This window comes from Paenibacillus sp. 01T422 (assembly GCF_056398785.1).
On the sequence record NZ_JBFTQB010000288.1, the window covers coordinates 1 to 9,512 of the forward strand.

A 9,512-nucleotide genomic window follows, 5' to 3' on the forward strand; every position below is an offset into this window, starting at 1 on the left:
GGTGTATGGTTACGCCGTTCGACCAGCTGCCGGGGATTGTGTCCGTCGTATCTGGTTATATAGGCGGCCATACAAGTAATCCGACGTATGAAGAAGTATGCTCGGAAACGACAGGTCACGCAGAAGCCGTCCAAATTACATTTGATCCCGAACTTTTCTCGTACAATAAATTATTGGATACCTATTGGCGCCAAATTGACCCTACAGATGCTGGCGGCCAGTTCCATGACCGCGGCTCATCCTATCGTACAGCGATTTTCGCACATACGGATCAGCAGAAGTTGGAGGCAGAAGCTTCCAAGCAAGCTTTGCAGGACAGCGGCCGTTTCAACACTCCGATCGCAACAGAAATCGTGCGTATCGATGCGGATGCCTTCTATCCGGGAGAAGAGTATCATCAGGATTATCATCATAAAAATCCGCTGCGCTACAAAGCGTATCGCAAAGGCTCAGGGCGCGATGCGTTTATCGAAAAACATTGGAACACGGCTAAAGATAAAGAGGAGCGCAAGAAAAAGCTTACTCCACTACAATTTGAAGTTACGCAGAAGAACGGGACAGAACGCCCTTTTGAGAATGAATTCTGGGACTCCCACGAAAAAGGATTGTATGTAGACATCGTTTCAGGCGAACCACTGTTCACGTCCATTGATAAATTCGATTCAGGCTGCGGTTGGCCTAGCTTCACGAAGCCGGTATTCGAAGGCAGCGTGAAAGAGAAATCGGACACCAGCCATTTCATGGTTAGGACAGAAGTACGCAGTCATGAAGCGGATTCGCATTTGGGTCACGTGTTTAACGATGGTCCGGGACCAACTAGACTCAGATACTGCATCAATTCAGCTGCAATGCGGTTCGTACCGCTAGCTGATATGGAAAAAGAAGGATATGGAGCCTATCTTCGTTTCTTTGAAGGCAACTAATCTAAGGTCATAAATGAGAAGACGCTAGTCAGGATAAGTACCTGACTAGCGTCTTTTCATTTATGTTTTTAATCGACTTGAGGCACCGATTCAATAAGTAAGGTGTATTGGTGCAGTTTCTCTTGATCAACCGTTTTTTCCATCAAAATATCGAAGGATTCTTTGCCCATTTCCACGGCTATTCTTAGAACGAGCAGGGATACGATAATGCCCGCCGCGGCATCGCCAAAGGATAGCCACCCAATGTGATAGGCTCCTCCAACAAAAGCCAAACCAATACCAACAACTGCGGCCAGCGACGCGTAGACATCCGCTAAGTGATCTTTCGCTGTCGCTATCAGTCCCTTGCTGTTCGTGCTAAGGCCAATTCGCATGGTGTACTTATAGAGCGCATATTTCCAAACAGTTGAAATAATTGCTGCCGTAAAAGCGACCCAACTTGGGGATTGAGGCTCATGGAATAAGGCAATTGTAGAATGATAGCCAATATACAAAGCTGCAATTAGTAGGACAAATGCGACAAATCCAGAACCGAGCACCTCGGCTTTGCCATGTCCGTAAGGGTGGTCCTCATCGGCTGGAAGTTTGGAAATGCGCATGGCACTGAGGGCCGCGATTGTGGCGATAATATCGCCAGCATTATGGAGTCCATCGGCAAGCAAAACTTCGCTTTGGAACCATATCCCAATAATAACCTTCATGAGGGTAAGAAAAATGTTGCTGATCAGGGAAAGCCATATCGCAAGTACGGATGATTTGTTGTCTACAGTCATTAAAGATGACCTCCTACAGAAGTGTTTCCCGAAGGAAAAAAAATCCCTTGACCTAAGGCGCAGCTTAGGTCAAGGGATTTTTTGATTTATATAGTAATCTCGTAAATATCAATAGGCGCATAATCAACACTTCACTTTACACAAATATCTTTGTATAATACCACACATAGCAGAAATTAACAAACCACGAATCAGATGGTCTCGGCGAGGCATTTATTTGTTGGGGAAGGAAGTCTAAAGAAGCAATGTTAAAGCCATGGTTGCTTGAGATCGAACATCACTTATTGCCACAGTTAGAGATATACAGCAAACAACCCTACGATCCGATTGTAGTTCATTATATTCCGAAACCGTGGAAATTGCTTGGATCAGGCAACTATGCCGCGGTACTTATGCACCCCAATTATTCCGATCTTGTTGTTAAGGTATATGCGCCAGGCAGGCCGGGAATCGAGGAAGAAACGGAAGTCTACCGACGACTAGGCAAGCATCCCGCTTATTCCGAATGTTTACATGCCGGGGAGAATTACTTAGTTCTGCGCAGGTTAACTGGCGTGACACTATATAAATGTTTGCAGCGCGGACTTCCGATACCAAGGCAGGTCATTCAGGATATAGATGAAGCACTGGATTATGCGGTAAAAAGAGGTCTAAATCCACATGATGTTCATGGGAAAAATGTGATGATGAAGGATGGCCGAGGGTTGGTCGTAGACGTATCGGATTTCATGAAACAGGAATATTGTCCGATGTGGGACGATTTGAAGAACGCCTATAATCGGTTTTATTATCCCTGGGTTCGCAAAATGCCTATTCCTAATTTCGCTTTGAATGTTGTGCGGCGAAGCTATAGGAAGTGGAAGAAATTCCGCCGAACTCGTGGTACAATCTAAGTGGAAGAGATGAGATTTCCTAAATTTTAAACATAAGGAAGGCGCGTCTATGAGAGTACATGAATTCGAGCTTGGCGCTGATCTGCAGCGAAGTGATCTAACGGCGATTTCGGCCAAATCTTCTCATTTTATGTCAGACATTACGATTGATTTTGAGTATGATCATTCCATGCATTGTGTGGATGTGAAAAGTTTACTGGGTATGCTGTTGGTACCGATCAGAGCGGGAACTACGCTGCGCTTACTGACCAGGGGTAAGGACGAGGAAGAAGCGATGCACTTCATGTTCGATTTGTTTGATTCCTACCGGTAAACTAAGAATAGATAATGATAAAGACGTCCTTTTATGACGCTCTCGAATGTTTCGGTGTTCGATGGTGCAGAGGGGCGTCTTTTTTCTGAGATAATTGTAAGCGGTTAAGTAAGGACAAGATGTGGCGATATTCCGTCAAGATTGGATAGAGCATGTACCAGTCAAAAGCGATAAAATAGGGCTATATGGACCGAATAGAGGAGCGTGATTATTTAAATGAGTAAGCATCAAATAGTGATCGTTGGGTGCGGAGGCATGGCAAATGTCTGGGTTGACTACGTGTTGAAACGAGAAGATTGCTCAATTGTGGCGCTAGTTGATATCAAAAAGGAATTTGCTCAGACCATGGCAGATCGCCATCATCTAACATGCGGGATCTACACGGATCTGGAGCTAGCAATTGGAGAAACCGGCGCAAATCTCGTGCTGGACATCACCATACCGGCCAGCCACTTCCAAGTTGCGACGACAGCGCTTCGCCAAGGCTGCAACGTCTTCGGCGAGAAGCCGATGGCCGCCACAATGGCGGAAGCACGTGAGCTCGTGCAGCAAGTGGAGCAGGCGGGAGCATCGCTCTCCGTCATGCAAAACCGTCGCTACGACGCGAACATCCGCGCCCTGCGCGAGCTCATTCACGCGGGCACGATCGGCCGCGTGGGGTATGTCGGGGCCGATTTCTTCCTCGGCCCGCACTTCGGAGGCTTTCGCGATGCGATGGAAAGCCCACTGATCCTGGACATGGCGATCCATACGTTCGATCAGGCTCGCTTTATTACAGGGGCAGACCCGGTGTCGGTGTACTGCCAGGAATTTAACCCTCCCGGCTCCTGGTATGCCGGGAATGCCTCTGCCATCTGCATCTATGAGATGTCAGATGGCACGGTGTTTTGTTATCGCGGCTCCTGGTGCGCGGAAGGGGCGCCGACCTCATGGGAGGCGTCATGGCGCGTGACGGGCGAGACCGGCAGTGCCATCTGGGACGGCGCTGCCGCGCCGTACGCCGAGATTGTAGCCGGCGGCGAGCAAGCCGGCAAGTTCCTCCGCGAGCATACGCGTATTGCCGCGGATGTGAGCTGGCAGGGCCGCAGCGGGCACGCTGGCTGCCTGGACGAGATGTTCGCGGCGCTGGAGCAGGGACGTCCTGCGGAGACAGACTGCCGCGACAACATCAAGAGCATGGCGATGGTACTTGGGGCCATCGACAGCGCGAAGAGCGGCCAGAAGGTCGATCTGAGAAGCTACTGGAGATGAAAAAAGGGTTGAACAGGAATGCACCTGTTCAACCCTTTTATTGTGTTTAGTGAATGTCTTTCTTTTTGAAGCGGCCGCCTTTGACATCGTGAATGTTTCCGATGGCCAGAAAGGCCTTGGGATCCAGTTCGTCGACGATAGATTTTAATTTGGCTTCTTCCAGCCGGGTAATAACGCTGAAGATGACTTTCTTGTCATCTCCCGTGAACGCGCCTTCGCCTTTGAGATAGGTGACACCACGGCCTAAACGGGAGGTGATGGAATCACCGATTTTGTTGAATTCATCGCTGATAATCCAAACCGATTTGGATTGATCCAGCCCTTCGATGGTGATATCAATCATTTTGAATGCAATGTAGTACGCAATCAGCGAGTACATGGCATGATCCCATCCGAAAACAAAACCTGCGCTTCCGAGGATGAATAAGTTGAAAAACATCACGATTTCGCCAACGGAAAACGGCGATTTTTTGCTAACCAAGATCGCGACAATTTCAGTCCCATCCAGCGAACCGCCGGAGCGGATGACGAGTCCGACACCGATTCCCAGTATGATGCCGCCGAAAACGGCAGCTAACAGAGGATCAATCGTGAACGCTTGAACCGGATGAAGCAAGGTCGTTCCGATGGACATTAAGATAACGGAAAATAGCGTAGATAGAGCAAAGGTTTTACCAATCTGCTTATAGCCGATCAATAAAAATGGCAGATTTAACAGCACCAGAAAAATTCCTAATGGGAAGTGAGTTAAATGCGACAAAATGATCGAAATACCCACAATACCGCCATCGATAATGTTATTCGGGACTAGAAAGATTTCTAAAGCGACGGATACTAAAGCTGATCCAATGATCATAAACATGACTCTGCGTAAAAATTTGAGACGGGTCAACTTTTGATGTTTGGAGGTTGCTTGTACGGCTCCATTTGACTGATTAGACATTATAGGGTTCCTCTTTTCCATAATTCATTTCTAACTTAGCGCTTATGAAATAGGAAGAATGAGGCCCGTGTAACCCGAGATGAATTTAAGGAAGGACAGAAGAATTGCTTTTAATCTAAGCCAGATTTTCTTGACTAGATAAACAATAAAAATGACAAAAATGGAAATTTCATATTGTGTATAAACATCATACGGCCATTGGAGTTTATCGAAGCGCGTATAAATTGTTTTTTTGGTAGGAAAGTGTTCCTGAATCGAAAGGACTTGCGTGGTATTGGCGAGTACTAGTATTTCTGTATCTGATGAAAAATGATGGGAAATTGGCGGTGTTAAAGGGAAAATAAATAAACAGAGAGTGATCCAGACCAATATTTTCCACTGATGTTGTCGTGTAAATCGATGCAAGAGTCATCTCCTCCTTGTGCAGCATGCAACCAAATTTGTTTGAATTGTAGCACTTCATCTTATCTGAGTCAAACCGCCAGGGTGATGAATTATCATTTTCAATTCATTTAGGGAGTGATAAAATGGGATGAAGGACAAAAACCGACAGAGTTCAACGGCAGGGCGGTTGATTTACATATATTGTAAGCGCATACAAATAGTTCGGAATGGACAAGTAACAAAAATTAGCATTTTAATCGCCTTATTTCATCATTTTTTTTGGAGGAATTGAAGCTAGGAACAACCAATTCATAACCAATAAAGATCATAACCGCAGCCAACTAGCATCAGAGGTTCAGCTTCCATGGGGGGGATTTATTTGATAAAAAGGTTACTACATAAAAATACTTGGTTGCGGTATGGGATTGCCGGCTTAGTGTCCTGTGGCCTATTTCTCGGGTTACATCACATGATGACTGTCGAAGGGGCTGATAACAATCCGCGTTTCATGATGCTCCGTTTGGAAGACATTGGACCCGGCGGTTACTATAGCTCCCTTGAAGGACTCGGCAAGTTAAGGGCAGTCCTGGGCTATTTGGACGAGAAACACGTGCAGTTCGGCATGGCTGTCGTTCCACGTTGGATAAATATTACAGATAATGGATCGCGCTACGATAAATCCGTCGATCAATTGGATGATACTTATATTCAAGCGTTTAATAAGGTTATCAAAGAGGCTGCTGAGCATCGAGGAACTATCGGTATGCACGGTTATACGCATCAAGCTGGAGAAGTGCACCGCGATGATGGACAGCAAGCCTCTGGAGTTGGCAATGAGTTTAATGTCAGCGATTTGCCGGAAACGACGACCACAGCGTTTGCGGAGAGTCGGGTCAAAGAGGGGTGGGGGCGCTTCCGCAAAGCAGGAATCACACCTCATTTCTGGGAAGCACCGCATTATCATACGGCACCTGAACAGGATAAGGTGTTTCGTTCCTATTTTGGACTCATCTATCAACCAGACGTTACCATCGATCCCAACCCGCCAGTAGCGAGATATGAAAATATAGTTAATAAAGGTTACGGCAATACATCTCTAGGCAGTGTATATGTGCCAACGACGCTATCCTACATCCCAATCGGTAAAGATGAGAAGTTTATTCTGAATCAATTAGGGGCTACTGAACGTATTTATTCTTTCTTTTATCATCCTTTTTTGGAATTCAACTATTTGGAGCCTGAGCTTGATGAGATTGGCGTTCCCGTCGTCCGCGACGGAATTCCTGCTTACCAATATATCGGTGAGAATAAAAGTGTTCTTCAAAAGTTAATCGCACAAATCCAGTTGAAGGGATATCCCTTCTATTCAGTTCATGATTATGTCCCTTTCACACCAGCGGAGCGAGTGAAGGTCGGCAACATGAAAACAGCGTTAGTTGAGATTGGGAACGTTAGCGGCAGCGATCAAATGGACATTGTGACATGGGATAAGAAATCTGCTGCAATGTCAGTTATCCATGAGCAGTACAAGGAGCTGCGCAATGATCGTCAGCCGGCTGCGCACTCTTGGGCATCGATTCCATATACCGATGGTTCTGCCTTTACTTTGAACAGCAAGATTGATACGAAGAAAARGGGACTTTGGATCGTGCGTCCAAACGGAAAGCTTGAAGCCTACGCATCGACGGGAGATTCATTCAAGCGCAGCCAGACATGGTCGATTCCTGCTAATCGCTGGTACGATTTATATGAACTGAAACAGCCTAATGGGGACTGTATTTTAGCTGGTCAGTCGCAGGATCGCAGTAAACTTCTCGGCTTATATCTGCACGGAAACGAAGTTAAAATCATTAAACCTTATACGTTCAGATCGAGCGCAGCTCGTGATTTAATTGTTCGGAATTTATCCAACGGGGAACAGCAAAAGCTGCTGTTATTCAAAGAGAATACATCGCAAGGCGTGGAATTCGATCTGGATCAGACGAGTATGCAGTGGAAACTGGACAAAGTAGAGCTCGACATTCCCGATGAGTTAGGCAGCATTCGATTTGGTGATTTTAATGGGGACGGGAGAGAGGATATTCTACGCTGGGATCCCAGAAATTTAACGAATCGTGTGTATCAACAAACGGAGAATCATACGTATAAGCTGCTGTCCATCTTTGGACGCTTGAAATCATTGGCATGATGCATCGCAAGAACACGACTTCCGAATGGGTGGATTTCTTCTTGAAAGCCCATGACTGGAGGGGCGAGATCACGAATATGGAACCGGAGAAATGTGAGCAATTGAAATGGTTCCCTGTGAGCGAGCTTCCGAGCCAGATGGTCAGTTATATTCGGGTTGCGATAGAGCACAAACAAGATGGACTTTGGTTCGAAAGTATAGGGTGGAATTGAATTCGCTGGCAAATTTGAGTGGGTTGTGCTCCCCTTCACAGCCCCAGCAGCCAAGTACTGGCTGATGTAACAATGCCGCTGACGGCAGCGCCCGGATAACCCAATAACACAAAAGCTTAGCAGGATCCCCAACATGGATCTAACTAAGCTTTTTTGCTGTGACAAGCTGCGATTACTTCTTCGCTGCGTCCGTTATGTGCGGCTGCACTGTCACTCATGTGAAAAAAGGCTCATGAATGCCGTTCTTTCGGACCAGATGGAAAGCAAATGCATACAGTGTTATTGATGACTTTTTTGGGTGGAGGTGTTCATATGCGCAATGTAGTGGGCATTCTTTTGGATCGAAAAACGTACTTAGGTATTCAGAGCAAACAGACCGGATATGAACAAATTGATTTGTATAATCAAGCGGCTGAGAAACTTGGTATAACGCTTTTTTATATTTGCCTGCAGGAAACGAGCGGGAAGTCAATCCTTGGTCTTTGTTATGAGAACAAAAGCTACCGTCTTCTTCGTCTTCCAATCCCCAAAGTCATCCATAACCGAGCCATATCGCTTTCTCCATATATGCTTAAGAAATTGAAACATCTTGCTGCTTCAAGCCAGGTCTTCAATCGTCAAAATCGGTATGATAAGCTGCTGATTCACATGCTGTTACATACGAAGGAGTCACTGCGGGCGCACCTCCCAGCGACTTTGGCGTATTCTCGCAGACATGTACTGGAGGCCATGGAGCGATTCACGGATTTTTTCGTCAAACCGACAAACAGCTCCTTAGGGAAAGGAATTATGAAGCTTTCGAAGCAAGAGAACGGCACTTGGGAATTGTTTTGGAGCAATAAAGAGCCCAGGGGGCTAAGCCGGGAAGAAGCGCTGGCTTTTATTCAAACCAAGGTTGGAAAGCAATCCTATCTCATTCAAGAGGCCATTTCCTTGGCAACACACCAAGGCAGGCCCTACGATTTACGAGTTTCTGTGCAGCGTGGAGCAAGGGGCAAGTGGCAGGTCAGTGGGATTGCAGGAAAAGTTGCGGGCCAGGGCAGACAGGTTACCAATCTAGGCAAAGGCGGTGAAGCTTGGCGATGTGAACCCTTATTTCAACGCAGCGGGTTTCATCCTGAGCGTATGAAAGAAGCTGTTGAGCAGGTGTCCCTAAAATTAGCTGAAATATTGGGCAACCGGTTACCAAATATGGCGGATATCGGATTGGATATAGGTGTCGACAAGACGGGACACATCTGGTTTATCGAGGTAAATGGGAGAGACCAAAGGTACGAGTTCAAGCAATTAAAAATGGATGATACGTTCTATCAGACGTATGAGACACCGCTTTTGTACGCCAAGTACCTACTAAATAAACGGGGATAATCACCTATCCAGAAATGGAGAATTCATCTAGTACACTAGCAGTGTACTGCGAATAAACTACTATTATAGCGCTGTAAAGGTGGAGTTTGATAGTGAAAAATAGGGTGTTAGTCATTAAAATGAATTTATTACCCTGGTACAACGAGCTAAATGATGATTTAGAAATCAATCATCCGGCATTCCCTGCACCTGTAAAAACGAAAATTTTATTGTTCGGTGAGTTTTCAATTGTAGCGATTAGCCGATTCGAAACAAGATTAAGAC

At 46.1% G+C, this 9,512-nt stretch carries 9 protein-coding genes; 7 read left to right on the plus strand and 2 right to left on the minus strand.

Annotated elements, in window-relative coordinates; all coding sequences use genetic code 11:
• A partial coding sequence (gene msrB, locus AC1DUA_RS17220; RefSeq protein ID WP_477500937.1) for a peptide-methionine (R)-S-oxide reductase MsrB occupies positions 1 to 923 on the plus strand: 923 nt, incomplete at its 5' end.
• A gap of 68 nt (positions 924 to 991) precedes the next feature.
• Here msrB and AC1DUA_RS17225 read toward each other — a convergent pair.
• A complete protein-coding gene (locus AC1DUA_RS17225) occupies positions 992 to 1,696 on the minus strand; it encodes a cation diffusion facilitator family transporter (RefSeq protein ID WP_477500938.1) in 705 nt (234 codons plus the stop codon).
• 245 nt (positions 1,697 to 1,941) lie between these two features.
• On the opposite strand from AC1DUA_RS17225, the gene AC1DUA_RS17230 reads away from it, so the two are divergent.
• From AC1DUA_RS17230 to AC1DUA_RS17240, 3 genes are all read left to right on the plus strand, one after another.
• Positions 1,942 to 2,589 carry a serine/threonine protein kinase gene (locus tag AC1DUA_RS17230; RefSeq protein ID WP_477500939.1) on the plus strand — a complete coding sequence of 216 codons (648 nt, stop codon included), beginning with the start codon at positions 1,942 to 1,944 and terminating at the stop codon, positions 2,587 to 2,589.
• A gap of 49 nt (positions 2,590 to 2,638) precedes the next feature.
• A complete protein-coding gene (locus AC1DUA_RS17235) occupies positions 2,639 to 2,902 on the plus strand; it encodes an HPr family phosphocarrier protein (protein ID WP_477500940.1) in 264 nt (87 codons plus the stop codon).
• Between the two features lie 216 nt (positions 2,903 to 3,118).
• Positions 3,119 to 4,153 (plus strand): Gfo/Idh/MocA family protein, encoded by a 1,035-nt coding sequence (locus AC1DUA_RS17240; RefSeq protein ID WP_477500941.1) that lies wholly within the window; start codon positions 3,119 to 3,121, stop codon positions 4,151 to 4,153.
• A gap of 46 nt (positions 4,154 to 4,199) precedes the next feature.
• Here AC1DUA_RS17240 and AC1DUA_RS17245 read toward each other — a convergent pair whose 3' ends face one another.
• Entirely contained in the window at positions 4,200 to 5,096 is an 897-nt protein-coding gene (locus AC1DUA_RS17245) for a YitT family protein (RefSeq protein WP_477500942.1), read from the minus strand.
• Positions 5,097 to 5,859: 763 nt separating this feature from the next.
• Here AC1DUA_RS17245 and AC1DUA_RS17250 point away from each other — a divergent pair.
• From AC1DUA_RS17250 to AC1DUA_RS17260, 3 genes are all read left to right on the plus strand, one after another.
• On the plus strand, positions 5,860 to 7,668 hold the full coding sequence (locus AC1DUA_RS17250; protein WP_477500943.1) for a DUF2334 domain-containing protein: 1,809 nt from the start codon (positions 5,860 to 5,862) through the stop codon (positions 7,666 to 7,668).
• Positions 7,665 to 7,880 (plus strand): NUDIX hydrolase, encoded by a 216-nt coding sequence (locus AC1DUA_RS17255; protein ID WP_477500944.1) that lies wholly within the window; start codon positions 7,665 to 7,667, stop codon positions 7,878 to 7,880. The genes AC1DUA_RS17250 and AC1DUA_RS17255 overlap by 4 nt, the downstream gene beginning before the upstream one ends.
• Before the next feature lie 312 nt (positions 7,881 to 8,192).
• Positions 8,193 to 9,248 carry a YheC/YheD family endospore coat-associated protein gene (locus tag AC1DUA_RS17260; protein ID WP_477500945.1) on the plus strand — a complete coding sequence of 352 codons (1,056 nt, stop codon included), beginning with the start codon at positions 8,193 to 8,195 and terminating at the stop codon, positions 9,246 to 9,248.
• Positions 9,249 to 9,512 lie beyond the last annotated feature (264 nt).